The sequence below is a fragment of the Klebsiella sp. MPUS7 genome (assembly GCF_009905335.1).
Classification (GTDB): Bacteria; Pseudomonadota; Gammaproteobacteria; order Enterobacterales; family Enterobacteriaceae; genus Klebsiella; species Klebsiella grimontii.
The window spans coordinates 717,348-737,000 of record NZ_CP047604.1 but is presented as its reverse complement, the minus strand read 5'-3'; the positions used below and the strand labels follow the sequence as shown (position 1 = coordinate 737,000).

Here is a 19,653-nt window from a genome sequence, read left to right as displayed (position 1 = left end):
TCATCCTACTCTTCGCTATCGCCCGCGGAGGCGCGACGCGGTGAATCAATCTCCACCCGGTCGATCTTCTGCAGTCCGCGCATCAGAGAGCCGCGGCGGCCGCGCTCGCCGGTGACTTTTTGCAGCTCTTCCGGACGGAGTTTGATTTTCCGTTTGCCGACGTGAATCGTCAGCGTACTTTGCGGCGGCAGGACAAACAGATGCGCCAGGCCATCCTGGCCCGCAGCCGCTTCCGCCGACGGGATGTTGATAATCTTGTTGCCTTTGCCTTTCGACAGCTGCGGCAGGTCGCTGACCGGGAACATCAGCATGCGGCCGGCGGCGGTAATGGCCAGCAGCATATCGGACTCGTCCTCAATCACCAGCGGCGGCATCACGTGGGCGTTATCCGGAAGGCTAATCAACGTCTTACCGGCGCGATTGCGCGCAACCAGATCGTTGAAAGTACAAATAAACCCGTAGCCTGCGTCGGAAGCCAGCAGCAGTTTTTGATCATCGGCCTCCATCAGCATATGTTCCACCGTCGCCCCCGGCGGCAGCGTCAGCTTACCGGTGAGCGGCTCGCCCTGCCCGCGTGCGGACGGCAGGGTGATCGGGTCAATCGCGTAGCTGCGCCCGGTGGTGTCAATGAAGACCACCGGCTGATTGCTCTTCCCTTTCACTGCGGCTTTAAAACTGTCGCCCGCTTTATAGTTCAGCCCCGGCGCGTCGATATCATGACCTTTGGCGCTACGAACCCAGCCGCTCTGCGACAGAACGATAGTGACCGGCTCGGACGGCAGCATATCGTGCTCGCTCATCGCTTTCGCTTCTTCACGCTCGCGCAGCGGCGAACGGCGATCGTCGCCGTAGGCGTCAGCGTCGGCCTGCAGCTCTTTCTTCAGCAGGTTATTCATCTTGCGTTCTGAAGCCAGAATGGCCTGCAGATGGTCGCGTTCTTTTTCCAGCTCGCTTTGTTCACCGCGGATCTTCATCTCTTCCAGTCGGGCGAGATGGCGCAGTTTTAACTCCAGAATCGCTTCCGCCTGGGTTTCGCTGATGCCGAAGCGCGACATCAGGGCCGGTTTCGGCTCATCTTCGTGGCGGATAATTTCGATAACTTCATCGATATTCAGAAACGCCACCAGCAAACCTTCCAGGATATGCAGGCGCTTGAGGACTTTTTCCAGACGGTAGCTGAGACGACGGCGTACGGTATCGCGACGGAAAGTCAGCCATTCCGAGAGGATTTCCAGCAGGTTTTTTACCGCCGGACGGTTATCGAGACCGATCATATTCAGGTTGATACGGTAGCTCTTTTCCAGATCGGTCGTCGCGAACAGGTGGTTCATCACCTGCTCCATATCCACGCGGTTAGAACGCGGGACAATCACCAGGCGAGTCGGGTTTTCGTGATCCGATTCGTCGCGCAGGTCATCCACCATCGGCAGCTTTTTATTGCGCATCTGGGCGGCGATCTGCTCCAGCACGCGGGCGCCGGAAACCTGATGCGGCAGGGCGCTGATCACCACCGCGCCGTCTTCTTTCGTCCACACCGCGCGCATACGCACCGAACCGCGGCCATTCTGGTAGATTTTACGGATCTCGGCGCGGGGGGTAATGATTTCCGCTTCGGTCGGATAATCCGGCCCCTGTACGATATCCAGCAGATCGTCGAGCGACGTTTGCGGTTTTTCAATCAGGGTAATGGCCGCCTGAGCGACTTCACGCAGGTTGTGCGGCGGAATATCCGTCGCCATGCCGACGGCGATGCCGGTAGTGCCGTTGAGCAGAATATTGGGCAGGCGCGCAGGCAGCATTTTCGGCTCCTGCAGGGTGCCGTCAAAGTTCGGTACCCAGTCAACGGTGCCCTGCCCCAGTTCGCTCAGCAGCAGTTCAGCATACTTCGACAAACGGGATTCGGTATAACGCATCGCGGCGAAGGATTTAGGATCGTCCGGCGCCCCCCAGTTCCCCTGACCGTCGACCAGCGGATAGCGGTAAGAGAAGGGTTGCGCCATCAGCACCATGGCTTCATAACACGCGCTATCGCCGTGCGGATGGTATTTACCCAGCACGTCGCCGACGGTGCGGGCGGACTTTTTGAATTTGGCGCTGGCGTTCAGACCCAGTTCAGACATCGCATAGACGATGCGACGCTGGACCGGCTTCAGGCCATCGCCAATAAACGGCAGCGCCCTGTCCATGATGACGTACATGGAGTAGTTAAGGTAGGCGTTTTCCGTAAATTCATGCAGCGCGAGGCGCTCTGCCATATCGCTCATTAATCGTGAATCCTCAATCTGCGTACCGGCCGTTCGGACGGCAAAACTACCGGCGATAATACCCTATCTAACGCCCTGAGTCACAGGGCGTTAGGCCGGTTGAGGATCCCTGATTCACGGGTTATGCCCCGACATGAGATCGGGGCCAAATATTATTGCGCGATTTTACGAATCTGCTTTACGTCGATTTCCACAGAGTTCCAGTCTTTATCGACTTCACCCTGAATCTCTACCGTGTCCTGCGGGGTTACGGTCACGCCGTTCCAGCGCTTATGATCGATATCGACGTTCACGATGCCGGAGCTGTCCTGGAATTTATACAGGTCGTCGGAAATACGCTCCACGATTTTACCGCGCAGGGTCACCCAGGTATCGTCACGCAGGGTTTTCGCATTGGCGACCGTTGTTACGCTCCCGTTCGGGCCAATGAACCCGCCGTTTTGCGTGGTCGTCTGGCTGGTTGGCGCGGATCCAGGTCCGGAAAATCCGCCCTGCTCAGCGGCCAGTACCGGCATGGAAACTAAGGCGATGATAGCGGTCATTGCGGCGATTTTCTTCATGATGTGTTCTCCCTTTGTGTTTATATCGTCACTATTACACCGGGCAAAACTTAACAACTTCTTAAGCGGAAAAAATAATTTTTTTTCCTGTACAGCGCGCGCCGCGACGCGCTTTACTGCTGGAATAGCCGAGGGACACAGGAGCAGGAGAATGCGCATTTTACTGGTGGAAGACGACAAACTGATCGGTGACGGCCTCAAAACCGGACTGGCCAAACTGGGCTTCAGCGTCGACTGGTTTACCCGCGGCGAGGAAGGCAAAGCCGCGCTGTACAACGCCCCGTACGACGCCATTGTCCTGGACCTGACGCTCCCCGGTATCGATGGGCTGGATATTCTGCGCGAATGGCGCGACAAAGGCCGCCACGAACCGGTACTGATCCTGACCGCCCGCGACGCGCTCAGCCAGCGTGTCGAAGGGCTTCGGCTCGGCGCCGATGACTATCTTTGCAAACCTTTCGCGCTGGTTGAAGTTGCCGCGCGCCTGGAAGCGCTGATGCGCCGCGCCCACGGCCAAAGCAGCAGCGAACTGCGGCACGGCAATGTGGTCCTCGATCCAGGCCGACTCACAACCACCCTGAACGGCGAGAGCCTGGCGCTCAAGCCAAAGGAGTTTGCTCTGCTGGAGCTGCTGATGCGCAATGCCGGACGCGTGCTGCCGCGTAAGCTTATTGAAGAAAAGCTCTATAGCTGGGATGACGACGTCTCCAGCAACGCCATAGAAGTGCACGTCCATCATCTGCGCCGTAAGCTCGGCAGCGCTTTCATTCGTACCGTACACGGCATCGGCTATACCCTGGGGGACGCATGAAGCGGCTGGGAAAACTGAGCCTGCGGGTCCGCCTGACGCTGCTTTTTTTGCTGCTGACCAGCGCCGCCTGGGGCATGGCCAGCTTTGTGGCCTGGCAACAGACCACCGACAAGCTGGATAAGCTGTTCGATACGCAGCAGCTGCTTTTCGCCCGCCGCCTAAGCGCGATGAATTTCGACGAGCTGCATACTCTCGCGCCGCAGGTGCGGACGAAGAAAAAGGTCAAGCACGGCCATCTCGACGACGATGCGCTGGCTTTCGCTATCTTTACCACCGACGGCAAAATGGTGCTTAACGATGGCGAAAATGGCCAGGATATCCTGTGGGGTAACGACCGGGAGGGGTTCAGCGACGGCTATCTGCGCGGCGACGATGACGAGTGGCGCTTTCTGTGGCTCACCACCCGCGACGGGCGCCATCGTATCGTCGTCGGCCAGGAGTGGGATTACCGCCGCGAGATGGCGCTGGATATCGTCACCTCACAGCTTACGCCCTGGCTGGTGGCGCTGCCGCTGATGTTTTTACTGCTCATCGTGCTGTTAAGCCGGGAACTGGCGCCGCTGAAAAAGCTGGCCACCACGCTGCGCACCCGGGCGCCGGATTCCGCCGAAACGCTAAATAGCGACAACGTGCCTAATGAGGTCCGTCCGCTGGTCGACGCGCTAAATCAGCTCTTTACCCGGACGCACGACACCATGATCCGCGAGCGTCGCTTCACCTCCGATGCCGCCCACGAACTGCGCAGCCCGCTGGCGGCGCTGAAGGTGCAGACCGAAGTGGCCCAGCTCTCGCTGGACGATCCGCAAGGGCTGGATAAAGCGCTGGAGCAGCTCCATCAGGGTATCGATCGCGCAACCCGCCTGGTCGACCAGCTACTGACTCTATCGCGCCTGGATTCGCTGGCGCAGCTGGATGATGTTCAAACGATCGCTCTTGATGAACTGCTCCAGTCGGCGGTCATGGAGATGTACCACCCGGCGCAGCTGGCCGGAGTTGAGCTGCGCCTGCACCTGAACGCAAAGAGCATCATGCGCACCGGGCAGCCGCTGCTGCTAAGCCTGCTGGTGCGCAATCTTTTAGATAATGCCGTGCGCTACAGCCCCGCCGGAAGCCAGGTCGACATCACCCTGGATGCCGGTGAATTCCGCGTACGCGACAACGGCCCGGGCATCAGCGCCGAGGCCCTGACGCGCGTCGGCGAGCGCTTTTATCGTCCTCCTGGCCAGGAGCAGCCCGGCAGCGGCCTCGGGCTCTCCATCGTCAAACGTATCGCCGCGCTGCACGGGATGACAGCAAGTTTCGGCAACGCCCGGGACGGCGGATTCGAGGCGCGCATTCGCTGGTAGCGGCATTATTGCTATAAAAGCAAAAGACTTTGCACATTTTGCTCATTTTACCGCTCTGCCCGACGGGGTAAAATTAACCACAAAATTGAAAAGTTGAGGATAAAAAATGAGCAACATCCTGATTATTAATGGCGCAAAAAAGTTCGGCCACTCTAACGGCCAGCTGAACGACACCCTGACTGAAGTCGCGGAAACCTATCTGCGCGACCTCGGGCATGATGTTAAAGTGGTCCGCGCCGATAGCGACTACGACGTGAAAACCGAAGTGCAAAACTTCCTGTGGGCCGATTCCGTTATCTGGCAAATGCCGGGCTGGTGGATGGGCGCGCCGTGGACGGTGAAAAAGTACATCGATGACGTCTTTACCGAAGGTCACGGCGCGCTGTATGCCAGCGATGGCCGCACCCGCTCCGATGCCAGTAAGAAATATGGCTCCGGCGGCCTGATTCAGGGCAAAAAATATATGCTGTCCCTGACCTGGAACGCGCCGATGGAAGCCTTCACCGAGAAAGATCAGTTCTTCCACGGCGTTGGCGTCGATGGCGTTTACCTGCCGTTCCATAAGGCCAACCAGTTCCTCGGGATGAGCGCCCTGCCGACCTTCATCGCCAACGATGTGATCAAAATGCCCGATGTTCCGCGTTATACGGCAGAATATCGCAAGCATCTGGCTGAAATTTTTGGTTAACTGTAATGAGTTATGAAAAGACGACAAGCGCGGCTAACCGAGCGGCGGCTTGAAGTATGATGAGAATAGACAGAAGGAGTTGAGTTAACCATGTTGACAGTGATCGCTGAAATTCGCACTCGTCCGGGCCAACACCACCGCCAGGCGGTGCTGGATCAGTTCGCAAAAATTACCCCGACCGTTCTCCAGGAAGAGGGCTGCCACGGCTATGCGCCGCTGGTGGATCACGCCGCTGGCGTCAGTTTTCAGACCACCTCGCCGGACTCAATTGTGATGGTCGAGCAGTGGGAAAGCGTCGCGCATCTTGAAGCGCACCTGCAGACCCCGCACATGAAAGCCTACAGCGAAGCCGTGAAAGGCGACGTGCTGGAGATGAGCATTCGTATTCTGGAAGCGGGCATTTAAGCAACGCTGGCCGCCCGGTAAGCGCACGCTACCGGGCAATAGCGTTACCAGTACAGTTTCCAGCTCTGCGTCATGCGCATCAGCGCTTCAACGTAAAAATAGTCCCCCCAGCTACAGCACTCATCGACGCCTTTATTACTCGCCAGATGGTAGACCGAGTGCTTGAGTAAACCATTACCCTTGTCACTTTTTGCCATCAGATAGCCCTTCGTCAGCGAGGCCATTATCGCCATCGCCCACTGTTGATAGCGTTCGCGATCCGGGTCGGTCGTTGGCAACTGCTTAACCAACTCCAGCAGACCGCATACGGCGATAGCAGCCGAAGAAGAGTCTCGCAGCGCATCGGTGTTTATCAGCGCCAGATCCCAATGACAGACATAGTCCTCTGGCAGGCGGTTGAGGAAATAGTTGGCCAGTTTTTTTGCCAGGCCGACCAGCGCCCTGTCGCCGGTATAGATATAGCTGAGCAGAAAACCATAAATTCCCCACGCCTGGCCGCGGGACCAGCAGGAATCATCGGCATAACCCTGCTGAGTATTCCCATAGCGCGGCTTCCCGCTGACAACATCCATATAATAGGTGTGCCAGGTCGAAGCATCTTCACGTACCAGAAAAGCCGCCGATTGCCTGACGTGCGCCAGAGCCGCATCCCTGAAGCGCGGGTCGCCCGTTTGCTCGCTTGCCCAATAAAGCAGCGGCAGATTCATCGTGCAGTCAATAATCATCCGCCCGGCCTGGGCGGGATCGTTGAGATCGCCCCAGGCCTGAATAATCTGCGCCTTCGCGTGAAAGCGCTCCAACAGAGCCTCCGCCGCCATCAGGGAGAACCCGCGCGCGTCGCGATTACCGGTTAAACGCCAGGCCGCCACGCAGGAAAGCGTGTAGAGAAAGCCCAAATCATGCGTATTGGTGTCGTGACGCCCTGCAATACGCAGACCGAAAGTCCGCACGTTTTTCTCCGCCATCTGGCGAAACTTATCTTCACCGCTCATCTCCCACGCCAGCCATAGCTGTCCGGTCCAAAAACTGGTCGTCCACTCGACGTTTTCAGTCAACGGATAATAACCTTCGACGCAGGTCTCAGCGGGAAATTGTTCACCGAATTCCGTTAAATGACGGCCAATCAGTTCAAGGACATCTTCACGCGCCCGCTTCATTTCTTCCCGGAAGCAATCCATTGAGATCGGCTCGCCGGGGAAATCGCGCAATGGTTCCTCTACGATATTATTTAACATATTTCGGTTCCTTATCGCTTAGCTTATTTTGATGCGTTATTTTCTGAAACATTGAGGGTGGCAGAGCTGCGCCGTTTACTCTGGCATGACGATAAGGTAAATGCCGATATCACGGTAAAAACCAGCGCAATCATGCCCATAATAATATACGTTTTCTCAAACCCGATACGATCGTACATAAACCCGGCAGGTGACGAGACGACCACATTACCAACATATAACATCGCCTGATAACCTAACAAATACATCGTTGCATTAACGCGTTTGTCAAAGTGCTCGGCGATATACTTAAATACTGAAACCAACAGCAGGCATATTTCCAGGCCATACAATGGTTTTAATAGCGAAATCAACAGATGGGAATCACACAGGCCAGAAATCACCAACCTGGCGCCTACCAGCAGGCCAACAATTAATAATCCACGTTTTGCGCCAATGTAGTTAACAAAGAATGGAATGACCATATACATAATAAATTCCATCCCGGACTGTACCGTTCCCAGATAACCAAAAATGGCGTTGCCTTTATGGACATCGGCAAAGAACGTGACAAAATAGCGCGAAAACTGCTGCTCCGCGATAAACATCATCCACGCCACCCCGGCCACGTACAGGCAGAATGCCCAGAATTTACGGTTACGCAGAAGGGTATAAACATCCGCCGGAGAAATTTTATCTTTGACCAGCACCTGCGCGGCGTTCTCCGCATTTTCGTTGACTTTCAGGCTTAATAAAACGGCCAGCATCACTATCGACGTGACGCTTCCCAGGATAAAGTTATACGCTGGCGAGAGGTTAAACAGCAGGCCAGAGAAAGAAGACGCTACCGCCCATCCGAGCGATCCCCACATGCGAATTTGCCCAAACTCCATATTGTTCAGACGGCTGTAACGGTCGGTATAGGATTCACAGGCCGCGACGCCCGCATACCAGGCGAAGCTTAAATAGATCGCACCGACAATAATACCCAGCATCGTCTTGGTTAACAGTAGCGGCTGATAAACATAAATAAAAAAAGGCGCCATTAATGCCGACATCAGCACCACAAAATAGAGCAGATATTTACTCATCCCTATTTTATCAAGTATATAGCCATAAATGGGTTTAAGAACAACTGAAAATACGCCATTTACGGCAAAGACGGTGCCAATAACCGCGCCGCTTAGATTCGCTTTTTGCCCTAACCATATGGCGAGCAGGCCAATACTGGCAGACCAGGTGAAAAAATACAGAAAAATGAAGGCGCTTATTTTGTAATACTCAACTTTGTTATTCGTATAGGTACTTTCCATACTATCCTCAGCGAAAGCATGTAAAAAATCGAATAATGAGTTGCCGGGCGTTAGCCCGACCGCGTTTAAAAATAAATAGTTTGCTGGGTTTCTTTTTGGCTATCCATAATAATAAAGCGGCGATCTTGTCGAATGAGTAACGGCATATCGGCAAAAACTTTATTTATCTCAGCGCTGGCGATAACCGCACAGGCCAACCAATGTTCGCCAGGAGCCAGCTCGGTGGATAAAGTGGGAATGGCCGCGCAGGGCGCAAACATAATACTGCTATTGGGCGGCGTGATAACGGCCTCGCCCTGCCTGGCGATGCCGGGAGCAAGATTGGCTATCATGCTGCTCCCATTGCTGGCCAGAATCAGGCTGCTGCCGGCCTCCAGGCAGGGCTCCGCCTTCAGTACCGCAAAGCCCCCCTCCACGGACTGTAGCCGTCGAGCGCTGGCAATGTGGTGTACCCGAACGTGCCAGTCGCCGCAGGGGATAAGCCAGGTGCGGATATGTACGTCTGACCACGGCGACCAGCGGCAGAAAATCGCGTTCTCCGCTACCGTCACTTCCTCGCATTCGCGCCGTCCGCGCCAGTAATTATCGTTGTCAGATAGCAGGAGCATCGAGTCGCAGGCGGCATGCTTAAGGCCATACCGCCCCCGCTCAAGGGTAAAACCAAAGCGGCTGGAGTAGGCAAACCGGGTATATTTGGCTTCGGTATTGACGTAATTATTTAACTCCAGCTGGCCCGACGTCAGCATCGTTACATGGCGAGAATGGCGATCGTGCTGCAAAATTTGCGCCGCTTGGGGTATCACGCGCACCTTAGCCAGCGGCGGCAGCGGTAACTCTTCCGCTAGCCAAAAATCATGATCTGCCGGTAACGCCAGAATCAGGAAAACCTTCAGCGCCCAGTAAGGGGACCCGGGCGAATTATAGTCCTCGCACATCGCCAGATTGGGATAGGCAAAACCCAGCGTCAGAATACCGTCGCGATCGAAAATCGGCTGCTGCTGCCACCAGCGTAAATGGCGTAGGATCAGTCCTTTCACCACGCCAGGAGAAAATTCGTCCACCCCGGAAAACGCCACCGCGCTCCAGAAGGCAATCATGGCGAAACGATAGGTCAGACTGCGCCCAAAGGGTACGGATGAACCATCCGCCGCCGACATATAGATAAAATCCCGGGCAAACAAACGGGAGCGTTCGCGTAACGTGGCGGCCCGCTCTGCATCATCCGGACTCAGGGTGGCGTACAGTAGGCCGTAAAAATGAAAAGCCATAGAGATGTAGTAATCTTTTGGCCGCCCCGGCCCATCGGAGTACCATCCTTCGCCCAAATAGTAGGCTTCCATCATCGCAAACCGGCGATCGATGGCGGCCTGATCGAAGGCTAATCCCGCGCGCTTAAACCCAAGCTGAACGATAATAGCGAAATAGTTCCAGTTGCTGTCGGGCATCTGCGCATCGGTGATTTGATTCAGCCAGCGGTGGAAATTCGCCAGTTCCTTTTCGCTGAATACATCCGTCAGGCGCGTCTGCAGTAACGCCAGGCCCAGACCGTAGGCCGCCATCTCCACCAGCCGCTGATCGTATGGCCCCGTATCGCCCCAATACTGTGGGCTATCGGGATCGGTACCTAGCTTAATCGCCTGGATATATTTCTCAGCAAAAGGCGTCTCTTCACCGCCCGCCCACAGCGGAAATAGCCCCCATAGCGCTCTGGATAACCCCTCCATACCGGCAATATTCGTATCATAATGCGCGCAGGTATCGCCGAGCGTGAACTGCGCCTGACCGGCCGGAAATTGGGCGTCGAGCGCGCTCAGCATCGTTGTAACAGCGCGAATAACGTCGTCACGCGATGACAATGGATTTGATTTTTCTTTCGTTGCCGACCACATAGCTCCCCCCTGATTTAATGGGCAAAGCATAGTGAATCGCCGGGGATGAGAAATGTTACCTCAGTCACACCGGCAGGATAAAAATAAAACAGCAATTGATAAAATTTAAAAAGGTAGTTTATAAAACGAATAATCCCTGCAAAAGTTTAAATTTATTGCACTATGGCGCAGACCTTAAATGAAGAACGTCTGGAACTGATAACCCTCAATGACGCAACGGCGTCGTTTAGCCGGTTATTCGCCAATACGGTCCGCTATCATCACTGGCATCAGTGTCTTGAAGTACTGTACGTAGAGGAGGGGTTCGGCGTGGTGATTGTCGATCATAAGCAATACACCATGCGCCCGGGGAGGATGTTTTTCTTCCCTCCCTTTACGCTGCATAAAATCATCGTGGATGAGCAGGCGCAGGATCGTTACCGGCGAACCATCATTCATCTCGACCAGTATGCCCTGCTGAAAGGATTACGTGATTTCCCCTACTCCCGCCAGCGGCTCCATAATCTGACCCAGCGAGCGGGCCAATCCTGGGTAGTGGACGTCGCCGATATTCACCCCCACATCGATTTTTTATTCAGCCGCTATGAAAAGCTGGCCGGAGACTCGCCGCTAAATAGCGAGCAGGTTTCCTGTCTGCTGCTCTCTTTACTCAGCATGCTGAGCGAAGATCATCCCAGCATGTCGGGAATAACCGATGGTACCGCAAGCCAGGTGATGTTCTGGCTTGACGAGAATTACATGCGAAAGTTTAGCCTGAGCAGGCTGGCGGAAGAGTTGGGTAAATCGAAGAGCTATATTTCGCGCCGCTTTCATCAGGAAACAGGCGAAAGTATTGTCAATTATCTCAATACGATACGACTAAGAAAAGCGTGCGAGGCGCTATTGCATAGCCAGCAGAGCGTGCGCGAGATCGCCCGAATGGTCGGGTTTTCAGATGTCACCTATTTTATCAGCGCGTTCGGCAAGGGCATTGGCGAAACGCCGCTGCAGTACCGGAAAAGACATAAAATTTAAAACTGTATCCCGGACGGGGCACGCGAGCCGCCGTCCGGCATTCGCCTGCGTTACCCTTCGATATCCGCCAGATCGCCCTTCTCCTGCAGCCAGTTACGCCGATCTTCAGAGCGCTTCTTCGCTAACAGCATATCCATCATAGCGGTTGTCTGCTGTTCATCTTCATCGTTGATAATCAGCTGTACCAGACGGCGGGTATTCGGATCCAGGGTAGTTTCACGCAGCTGCAACGGGTTCATCTCGCCCAGCCCTTTAAAGCGCTGTACGTTCGGTTTGCCTTTCTTACGCTTGAGCTGCTCGAGCACGCCCGCTTTTTCTTCTTCCGTCAGCGCGTAGTAAACCTCTTTGCCGAGGTCGATACGGTACAAAGGCGGCAGCGCCACGTAAACGTGGCCGTGTTTAACCAAAGTGCGGAAGTGCCTGACGAACAGCGCGCACAGCAGCGTCGCGATGTGCAGACCATCGGAGTCGGCGTCAGCCAGAATACAAATCTTGCCGTATCGCAGCTGGCTCAGGTCATCGCTATCCGGATCGATACCAATCGCGACGGAAATATCATGCACTTCCTGGGAAGCGAGCACTTCATCGGAAGAGACTTCCCAGGTGTTCAGGATTTTGCCTTTCAGCGGCATGATCGCCTGATATTCGCGATCGCGCGCCTGCTTGGCAGAGCCGCCCGCGGAATCCCCTTCCACAAGAAACAGTTCGGTCCGATTCAAATCCTGAGCGGTGCAATCCGCCAGCTTGCCGGGAAGGGCAGGACCGCTAGTGAGCTTTTTACGCACCACTTTTTTCGCCGCGCGCAGACGACGCTGGGCGCTGGAAATCGCCATTTCCGCCAACAGCTCCGCCGACTGGACGTTCTGGTTTAGCCACAGGCTGAACGCGTCCTTAACGACGCCGGAAACAAACGCGGCGCACTGACGTGAAGAGAGGCGCTCTTTGGTTTGCCCGGCAAACTGCGGATCCTGCATCTTCACGGAAAGCACGTAAGCGCAGCGCTCCCAGATATCTTCCGCCGATAGCTTCACGCCGCGCGGCAGGATGTTCCGGTATTCGCAGAACTCGCGCATAGCGTCCAGTAACCCCTGACGCAGACCGTTAACGTGGGTGCCACCCTGCATGGTAGGGATCAGGTTGACGTAGCTTTCGGTCAGCAGCTCGCCGCCTTCCGGCAGCCACAGCAACGCCCAGTCGACCGCTTCGGTATCGCCAGAGAAGGTGCCGACGAACGGTTTTTCCGGCAGCAGAGGCAGGCCGTTAACCGCTTCGCTAAGATAGTCGGTCAGTCCATCGGCGTAGCACCAGCGTTGTTCACTGTCGTTGACCAGATCGCGGAAAACAATCTCTACGCCCGGGCAAAGAACGGCCTTGGCTTTTAACAAATGCGAGAGGCGTGAGACGGAAAAACGCGGGCTGTCAAAAAAGCTTTCATCCGGCCAGAAGTGCACGCTGGTACCGGTATTGCGCTTACCGCAGGTGCCGGTCACATGGAGATCTTCTACTTTATCACCATTTTCAAAGGCGATGCTGTAGATCTGACCGTCGCGGCGCACGTTCACTTCAACGCGTTTCGATAGGGCGTTGACCACTGAAATCCCTACGCCGTGCAGGCCGCCGGAGAACTGGTAGTTCTTATTGGAGAATTTCCCCCCCGCGTGCAGGCGGCAAAGAATCAGTTCAACTGCCGGAACCCCTTCTTCAGGATGGATATCCACCGGCATTCCGCGGCCATCATCGATAACTTCCAGCGACTGGTCGGCATGGAGAATGACCTCCACGCGTTTCGCGTGACCGGCCAGGGCCTCATCCACGCTGTTATCAATAACTTCCTGACCAAGATGATTTGGACGTGTGGTATCAGTGTACATTCCCGGACGGCGGCGAACCGGCTCTAGCCCGGTGAGTACCTCAATGGCATCAGCGTTATATGAAGATTGCGTCATGGTGTGTATTCGTAGGTCGTTCCGAACCGCTCAGCGCAGGCCCAGAAAATCGATAATCTGAGTGAAATGATCTTCAAAGCCAACAAATGCGTGATTACCGCCCTCCTCTACCGTCTGTCGGCAGGAGGCGAAATAATCAACGGCCTGGCGGTAATCAAGCACTTCATCGCCCGTTTGCTGCAATAACCAGATTAAATCCGGCGCTTCCAGCGGGTCAATTTGCATGACTTTGAGATCGTAAATATGGCGAGACTCTAGCACATATTGCTGCCCCGTGTATGGATTCTCATTGGGGCCAAGGAAATTGTTCAATAGCTCAAACGGGCGCACCGCAGGGTTCACGACCACCGCCGGCAGCATAAAGCACTGCGATAGCCAGGTCGCGTAATATCCCCCCAGCGAGGAACCGACAACGCCTAGCGGTTCGCCGCCGTGCTCCAGCACGATGGCCTCCAGATATTCCGCCGCTTGCGCGGGGTAAACCGGGAGCTCCGGTATCACCATTGAGATGTCAGGATAGGTCCGCGCCAGCCACTCTTTCAGCGCAGTCGCTTTTGCCGAGCGCGGCGAGCTGTTAAAACCATGCAGATAGAGAAGCGTAGACATCAGTATCCTTCTGAAGCGATATCCGGGTGAAATTTCACGCCTTCAAGGCGGCAAACTTCAGTGGTCAACGTGCCATCAGGATGCAGATCCAGCCAGCGCCAGCCCGGAGAGACGGTATCCAGCGTGAAGTTAGCGCAGTGCGGCTTAAACTGCACGCAGGTGGATGGCGTGGCCATCATGCGCCGACCGTTCCAGTCAAGATCCAGTTCCTGATGAATATGGCCGCACAGCAGATGCTTAACGCGAGGAAACGCGGCCAGCGCGCAATCAAGCGCCCCGGCATTGCGCAGGCTATGCTGATCCAGCCAGCTGCAGCCTGACGGCATAGGATGGTGGTGCAACAGCAGCAGCGTATACCGCTCCGGGACTTCCGCCAGCTTCTGCTCAAGCCATTCAAGCTGGAAATCGCTCAGCTCGCCGTGCGGCACGCCGAACACCTGGCTATCCATGAGCAATATTTGCCAATGGTCGCCCAGCAATACGCGTTTAGCGGGGGAGATGCCTGATTCCTGCAGCGTGCTATACATCGCCGGTTGAAAATCATGATTACCCGGCAGCCAGACGCAAGGTGCAGCAAAACTCGCGATGCCCTCAGCAAAATGCTGATAGGCCGCGGCAGAGTGATCTTGCGCCAGATCGCCTGTAGCAACAATCAGGTCGCATTCTCGCTGTGAGGCGTGGATAGCATCCAGTACGGCCTGATAGCTTTCCCAGGTATTGATACCTAACAGCGTTTCGTGTTTTTCAGCAAACAGGTGAGTATCGGTAATTTGTAATATCCTGACTCTGGCCTCACCAGCCAAAGGTAGGTTTAACAGGCTTTCCAAATGGTGTCCTTAGGTTTCACGACGCTAACAAACCGGAATCGCCATCGCTCCATGTGCTAAACAGTATCGCAGCCAATCGGCCAAAAACTGATTAATTTGATGCTTTTCGTCGCGTTGATGCAACTTTTTATTAGGATAATCATACCGCGCTTTGAAGCGAAAGATCTGCTGGCTTGAACACACTTCAGCGACCATTGCATCGTGATAGAGCCGTACCGTCATTGACGGCAGACTCCAGTAGCTCACCGACGGAGCCGTCTGCTCAATCGCCACTAACGTAGTGTAGCGGGTCGATTCGACGATGGTTAATCGGTATTGCGCGTTGCCCACCTGGTAACTCACCTTTTCTCCCGCTGCATCCGTTCGCGGCAACAGGCGGCGCAGCTGGGCAAAGTTGGTTTCACACAGGCGCATCATTTCAGGAAAGTCAGGCGTATAACGCTTCATTTTGTCCACTCGTTGCGTAAATTGTGATAATGCAGTTGCAGCCATTGCAGCGCGATGACAGAGGCTGCGTTGTCGATTTTCCCCTCTTCCACCCATCTGTAAGCCTGTTCCCGGCTCACCACGTGGACACGAATATCCTCATTTTCGTCGGCCAATCCATGAATCCCTTTTGCCGTCGTGGCATCGACTTCCCCCACCATAATAGACAATCTTTCGCTGGTGCCGCCGGGGCTGGCCAGGTAGCTCAGGACCGGTTTAATCCGGCCAACATTAAGCCCGGCTTCTTCCACCGCTTCACGACGGGCGACATCTTCAGGAGATTCGCCTTCTTCTATCATACCGGCGACCATTTCAAGCAGCCACGGGCTCGCGCTGGTATCGTACGCCGCAATACGGATCTGTTCGACGAGCACAACTTCATCGCGCACCGGGTCAAAGGGTAGCAAGACTGCGGCGTGCCCGCGCTCAAAAATTTCACGCGTCACTTCATCACTCATGCCGCCGTTAAACAGGCGATGGCGAAAACGATATAAATCGAGCGAAAAAAAACCGCGATAAAGCGTTTCGCGTGCAATAATTTCTACATCGTTTTTAGAGAAGGTAATCCCCTGCTGATTGACGTCGCTCATTTCGATATCCTGTAGAACATGAAGTTATGAATTTATAGGCGGTGTGGCTACCGTTTTACGGTTCGTATGTTAGATTGGTGCAAATTACCGCCCCATGGCACATTACGCCAACTTTTTACGGTAACAGACTCTATACAATCAGTGATTATTTTTAGAATTTGAGTAGCGCTAAATGCTTCACAACAAGGAATGCAAATGAAGAAACTCTTTCCCATCCTTATCGGCCTGGGCCTGACTGGCTTCAGCGCCATGAGCCAGGCAGAAAACCTGCTGCAGGTTTATCAGCAGGCGCGTATCAGCAACCCTGATCTGCGTAAGTCAGCAGCCGATCGTGATGCCGCATTCGAGAAGATCAACGAAGCGCGTAGCCCATTACTACCACAGCTCGGTCTGGGTGCTGATTATACCTATACCAGCGGCTTCCGTGATGCTAAAGACCAGAATTCCGACGTCACCAGCGGCTCGCTGCAGCTCACGCAGGTTCTGTTCGATATGTCGAAATGGCGCGCGCTGACGCTGCAGGAAAAGAACGCTGGCATTCAGGACGTCACTTATCAGACGGACCAGCAAACGCTGATCCTGAACACTGCGACCGCCTATTTTAAAGTGCTGGCCGCTATCGATACGCTCTCCTATACCGAAGCGCAGAAACAGGCTATTTATCGCCAGTTAGATCAGACCACCCAGCGCTTTAACGTTGGCCTGGTGGCCATCACCGACGTGCAGAACGCCCGTTCACAGTATGATGCCGTACTGGCGAATGAAGTGACCGCGCGCAACGACCTCGATAACGCGGTTGAAGAGCTGCGCCAGGTGACCGGCAACTACTATCCGGAGCTGGCCTCGCTGAACGTCGATGGTTTTAAAACGACTAAGCCGTCAGCGGTTAACGCGCTGCTGAAAGAAGCGGAAAACCGCAACCTGTCGCTGCTGCAGGCCCGCCTGAGCCAGGATCTGGCGCGCGAGCAAATTCGCCAGGCGCAGGACGGGCATCTGCCGACCCTGAATTTAAACGCGTCCAGTAACGTATCTAATAGCAGCTACAGCGGTTCCAAAAGCACAACGCCGGACAGAGATATCGGGCAGAACCAAATCGGCCTGAACTTCTCCCTGCCGCTGTATCAGGGCGGGATGGTGAACTCCCAGGTTAAACAAGCGCAGTACAACTTTGTCGGCGCCAGCGAGCAGCTGGAAAGCGCGCATCGTAGCGTGGTGCAGACCGTTCGTTCCTCGTTTAACAACGTGAACGCGTCCATCAGCAGCATCAATGCCTACAAACAGGCCGTGGTCTCTGCCCAGAGCTCTCTGGATGCCATGGAAGCCGGTTATTCGGTGGGTACGCGTACCATCGTCGATGTCCTGGACGCGACGACCACCCTGTATAACGCCAAACAGCAATTGTCCAACGCCCGTTATAACTACCTGATTAACGAGCTGAATATCAAGTCTGCGCTCGGTACGCTGAACGAGCAGGATCTGGTTGCGCTGAACAATACGCTGGGTAAAGCGATTCCGACCTCACCGGACAGCGTCGCGCCGGAGAACCCGCAGCAGGATGCCAGCGCTGACGGCTACAGCAACACCGCCGCGGCAAAACCTGCATCAGCACGCAGCACCAGCGGCAGCAATCCGTTCCGCCAGTAATCAAGTTTGCGCAGTCCGCGCTTCGCTTACCCGCCGGGTAAGCGAAGCGTTAAACGTAAGGCAACGTAAAGATCCCCCGCTTTCCGCCCCTATTCGCTTCATTTTCCACCACTCATCCTCTATCCTGAGCGTTAACAAAACGCATACCACTGGGTCCAGGAAGACAAATATGAAACGGACAAAAAATATTAAACACGCCTCCTTCCGCAAAAGCTGGAGCGCTCGACATTTAACTCCCGTCGCGCTTGCCGTGACGGCGGTATTTATGCTCGCCGGTTGTGAACAAAGCGATGAAACGGTTTCTCTGTATCAAAACGCCGATGACTGCTCTGCCGCTAACCCGAGCAAATCCGCAGAGTGCACCACCGCTTACAATAACGCGCTTAAAGAAGCGGAACGTACCGCGCCGAAATACGCCTCTCGTGAAGATTGCGTCGCCGAATTCGGTGAAGGTCAGTGCCAGCAGGCGCCGGCTCAGGCTGGCATGGCTCCGGAAAACCAGGCCCAGGCGCAAAGCAGCGGCAGCTTCTGGATGCCGCTGATGGCTGGCTACATGATGGGTCGGATGATGGGCGGCGGAATGGGCGCTCAGCAGCCGCTGTTCAGCTCAAAAAATCCGGCCAGCCCGGCGTATGGTAAATATACCGACGCAGGCGGTAAGAGCTACGGCGCAGCGCAGCCGGGCCGTACCATGAACGTGCCGAAAACCGCGATGGCGCCGAAACCGGCCACCACCAGCACCGTGACACGCGGCGGGTTTGGCGACTCGGTCGCTAAGCAATCAACTATGCAGCGTAGCTCAGCAAGCTCCTCTTCTTCACGCTCGATGGGCGGCTAAGCGACATGGAAAGAATCAGCATTACCGAGCGCCCGGACTGGCGTGAAAAAGCGACAGAATATGGCTTTAACTTTCACACCATGTACGGTGAGCCGTACTGGAGTGAAGAAGCCTATTATAAGCTGACGCTGGCGCAGGTTGAGAAGCTCGAAGACGTCACCGCTGAGCTGCATCAGATGTGTCTGCAGGCGGTAGAGAAAGTCGTCGCCAGCGATGAATTAATGGCCAAATTTCGCATCCCCAAACATACATGGGGTTTCGTGCGCCAGTCGTGGAAAACCCATCAGCCTTCGCTGTATTCGCGTCTCGATCTCGCATGGGACGGCGTCGGTGAGCCGAAGCTGCTGGAGAACAACGCCGATACGCCGACGTCTCTGTATGAAGCGGCATTCTTCCAGTGGATCTGGATGGAAGATCAGCTCAACGCAGGTCAACTTCCGGCGGGCAGCGATCAGTTCAACAGCCTGCAGGAGAAGCTGATCGATCGCTTCGGCGAACTGCGCGAGCAGTTCGGTTTTCAGCTGCTACATATGGCCTGCTGCCGCGATACCATTGAAGACCGCGGTACCGTGCAATACTTGCAGGACTGCGCCGCAGAAGCGGGCGTGGCGACCGAATTCCTTTACATCGAAGATATCGGTCTTGGCGAAAAAGGTCAGTTTACCGACCTGCAGGACCAGGTGATTGGTAATCTGTTCAAGCTCTATCCGTGGGAATACATGCTGCGCGAGGTGTTCTCCACCAAGCTGGAAGATGCCGGCGTGCGCTGGCTGGAGCCGGCATGGAAGAGCATTATCTCCAATAAAGCGCTGCTGCCGCTGCTGTGGGAGATGTTCCCCAACCATCCGAACCTGCTGGCCGCTTATTTCAGCGAAGATGCGCATCCGGAGATGGACAAGTACGTTATCAAGCCTATCTTCTCCCGCGAAGGCGCGAACGTCTCTATCATGGAGAACGGTAAGGTGCTGGAAGCTGTAGAAGGGCCGTACGGCGAAGAAGGCACCATTGTACAGGAGTTCTATCCTTTGCCGAAGTTTGGCGATAGCTACACGCTCATCGGCAGCTGGCTAATTAACGATCAGCCTGCGGGGATTGGCATTCGCGAAGACCGGGCGCTGATCACGCAGGACCTGTCGCGCTTTTATCCGCACATTTTCGTCGAGTAACATTGAACCCCGGCAGCACCGCTTACTGCCGGGGTTTTGTTTTTTC

At 55.2% G+C, this 19,653-nt stretch carries 18 protein-coding genes; 8 read left to right on the top strand and 10 right to left on the bottom strand.

Features of this window, described 5'->3' with window-relative positions:
* Positions 1–5: 5 nt before the first annotated feature.
* Positions 6–2,264, bottom strand: coding sequence for a DNA topoisomerase IV subunit A (gene parC / locus GUC22_RS03540; RefSeq protein ID WP_004135773.1), 2,259 nt, complete (start codon positions 2,262–2,264; stop codon positions 6–8).
* Positions 2,265–2,416: 152 nt separating this feature from the next.
* Positions 2,417–2,824, bottom strand: coding sequence for a YgiW/YdeI family stress tolerance OB fold protein (locus GUC22_RS03535; RefSeq protein ID WP_004135770.1), 408 nt, complete (start codon positions 2,822–2,824; stop codon positions 2,417–2,419).
* Positions 2,825–2,975: 151 nt separating this feature from the next.
* On the opposite strand from GUC22_RS03535, the gene qseB reads away from it, so the two are divergent.
* The 4 genes from qseB to GUC22_RS03515 all read left to right on the top strand — a co-directional run bounded on the left by qseB (position 2,976) and on the right by GUC22_RS03515 (position 6,074).
* Positions 2,976–3,635 (top strand): quorum sensing response regulator transcription factor QseB, encoded by a 660-nt coding sequence (qseB, locus tag GUC22_RS03530; RefSeq protein ID WP_004135762.1) that lies wholly within the window; start codon positions 2,976–2,978, stop codon positions 3,633–3,635.
* Positions 3,632–4,981: a quorum sensing histidine kinase QseC gene (gene qseC / locus GUC22_RS03525; protein ID WP_049087439.1), complete on the top strand. Its 1,350-nt coding sequence runs from the start codon at positions 3,632–3,634 to the stop codon at positions 4,979–4,981. The genes qseB and qseC overlap by 4 nt, the downstream gene beginning before the upstream one ends.
* 106 nt (positions 4,982–5,087) lie before the next feature.
* A complete protein-coding gene (locus GUC22_RS03520) occupies positions 5,088–5,669 on the top strand; it encodes an NAD(P)H-dependent oxidoreductase (RefSeq protein WP_004125278.1) in 582 nt (193 codons plus the stop codon).
* Between the two features lie 90 nt (positions 5,670–5,759).
* Positions 5,760–6,074 (top strand): putative quinol monooxygenase, encoded by a 315-nt coding sequence (locus GUC22_RS03515; protein ID WP_004135759.1) that lies wholly within the window; start codon positions 5,760–5,762, stop codon positions 6,072–6,074.
* Between the two features lie 44 nt (positions 6,075–6,118).
* On the opposite strand, the gene GUC22_RS03510 is transcribed toward GUC22_RS03515, so the two are convergent.
* The 3 genes from GUC22_RS03510 to GUC22_RS03500 all read right to left on the bottom strand — a co-directional run bounded on the left by GUC22_RS03510 (position 6,119) and on the right by GUC22_RS03500 (position 10,490).
* Positions 6,119–7,309, bottom strand: a complete 1,191-nt coding sequence (locus tag GUC22_RS03510; RefSeq protein WP_004135758.1) for a glycoside hydrolase family 88 protein — start codon at positions 7,307–7,309, stop codon at positions 6,119–6,121.
* 23 nt (positions 7,310–7,332) lie between these two features.
* On the bottom strand, positions 7,333–8,601 hold the full coding sequence (locus tag GUC22_RS03505; RefSeq protein WP_049132077.1) for an oligosaccharide MFS transporter: 1,269 nt from the start codon (positions 8,599–8,601) through the stop codon (positions 7,333–7,335).
* Positions 8,602–8,666: 65 nt separating this feature from the next.
* Positions 8,667–10,490: a DUF2264 domain-containing protein gene (locus GUC22_RS03500; RefSeq protein WP_098066875.1), complete on the bottom strand. Its 1,824-nt coding sequence runs from the start codon at positions 10,488–10,490 to the stop codon at positions 8,667–8,669.
* 162 nt (positions 10,491–10,652) lie between these two features.
* Between GUC22_RS03500 and GUC22_RS03495 the strand changes: the two genes are divergently transcribed.
* Entirely contained in the window at positions 10,653–11,504 is an 852-nt protein-coding gene (locus tag GUC22_RS03495) for a helix-turn-helix transcriptional regulator (RefSeq protein ID WP_004135755.1), read from the top strand.
* A 50-nt stretch (positions 11,505–11,554) separates the two neighbouring features.
* Here the strand turns inward: GUC22_RS03495 and parE are convergent, their stop codons facing one another.
* The 5 genes from parE to nudF are packed head-to-tail and all read right to left on the bottom strand — an operon-like array spanning position 11,555 to position 15,959.
* Positions 11,555–13,450 carry a DNA topoisomerase IV subunit B gene (gene parE / locus GUC22_RS03490; RefSeq protein WP_024358676.1) on the bottom strand — a complete coding sequence of 632 codons (1,896 nt, stop codon included), beginning with the start codon at positions 13,448–13,450 and terminating at the stop codon, positions 11,555–11,557.
* A gap of 30 nt (positions 13,451–13,480) precedes the next feature.
* Positions 13,481–14,056 carry an esterase YqiA gene (gene yqiA / locus GUC22_RS03485; protein ID WP_024358677.1) on the bottom strand — a complete coding sequence of 192 codons (576 nt, stop codon included), beginning with the start codon at positions 14,054–14,056 and terminating at the stop codon, positions 13,481–13,483.
* On the bottom strand, positions 14,056–14,883 hold the full coding sequence (cpdA, locus tag GUC22_RS03480) for a 3',5'-cyclic-AMP phosphodiesterase (RefSeq protein WP_004135749.1): 828 nt from the start codon (positions 14,881–14,883) through the stop codon (positions 14,056–14,058). The genes yqiA and cpdA overlap by 1 nt, the downstream gene beginning before the upstream one ends.
* Before the next feature lie 24 nt (positions 14,884–14,907).
* Positions 14,908–15,330 (bottom strand): DUF1249 family protein, encoded by a 423-nt coding sequence (locus GUC22_RS03475; RefSeq protein WP_004125296.1) that lies wholly within the window; start codon positions 15,328–15,330, stop codon positions 14,908–14,910.
* Positions 15,327–15,959 carry an ADP-ribose diphosphatase gene (gene nudF / locus GUC22_RS03470; RefSeq protein WP_024358678.1) on the bottom strand — a complete coding sequence of 211 codons (633 nt, stop codon included), beginning with the start codon at positions 15,957–15,959 and terminating at the stop codon, positions 15,327–15,329. The genes GUC22_RS03475 and nudF overlap by 4 nt, the downstream gene beginning before the upstream one ends.
* A gap of 195 nt (positions 15,960–16,154) precedes the next feature.
* Between nudF and tolC the strand changes: the two genes are divergently transcribed.
* The 3 genes from tolC (at position 16,155) to GUC22_RS03455 (ending at position 19,607) form a co-directional block, all read left to right on the top strand.
* Positions 16,155–17,603: an outer membrane channel protein TolC gene (gene tolC, locus GUC22_RS03465; RefSeq protein ID WP_024358679.1), complete on the top strand. Its 1,449-nt coding sequence runs from the start codon at positions 16,155–16,157 to the stop codon at positions 17,601–17,603.
* A 169-nt stretch (positions 17,604–17,772) separates the two neighbouring features.
* Positions 17,773–18,441: a DUF1190 family protein gene (locus GUC22_RS03460; protein WP_004135743.1), complete on the top strand. Its 669-nt coding sequence runs from the start codon at positions 17,773–17,775 to the stop codon at positions 18,439–18,441.
* A gap of 5 nt (positions 18,442–18,446) precedes the next feature.
* Positions 18,447–19,607 (top strand): glutathionylspermidine synthase family protein, encoded by a 1,161-nt coding sequence (locus GUC22_RS03455; RefSeq protein ID WP_004135741.1) that lies wholly within the window; start codon positions 18,447–18,449, stop codon positions 19,605–19,607.
* Positions 19,608–19,653: the final 46 nt, after the last annotated feature.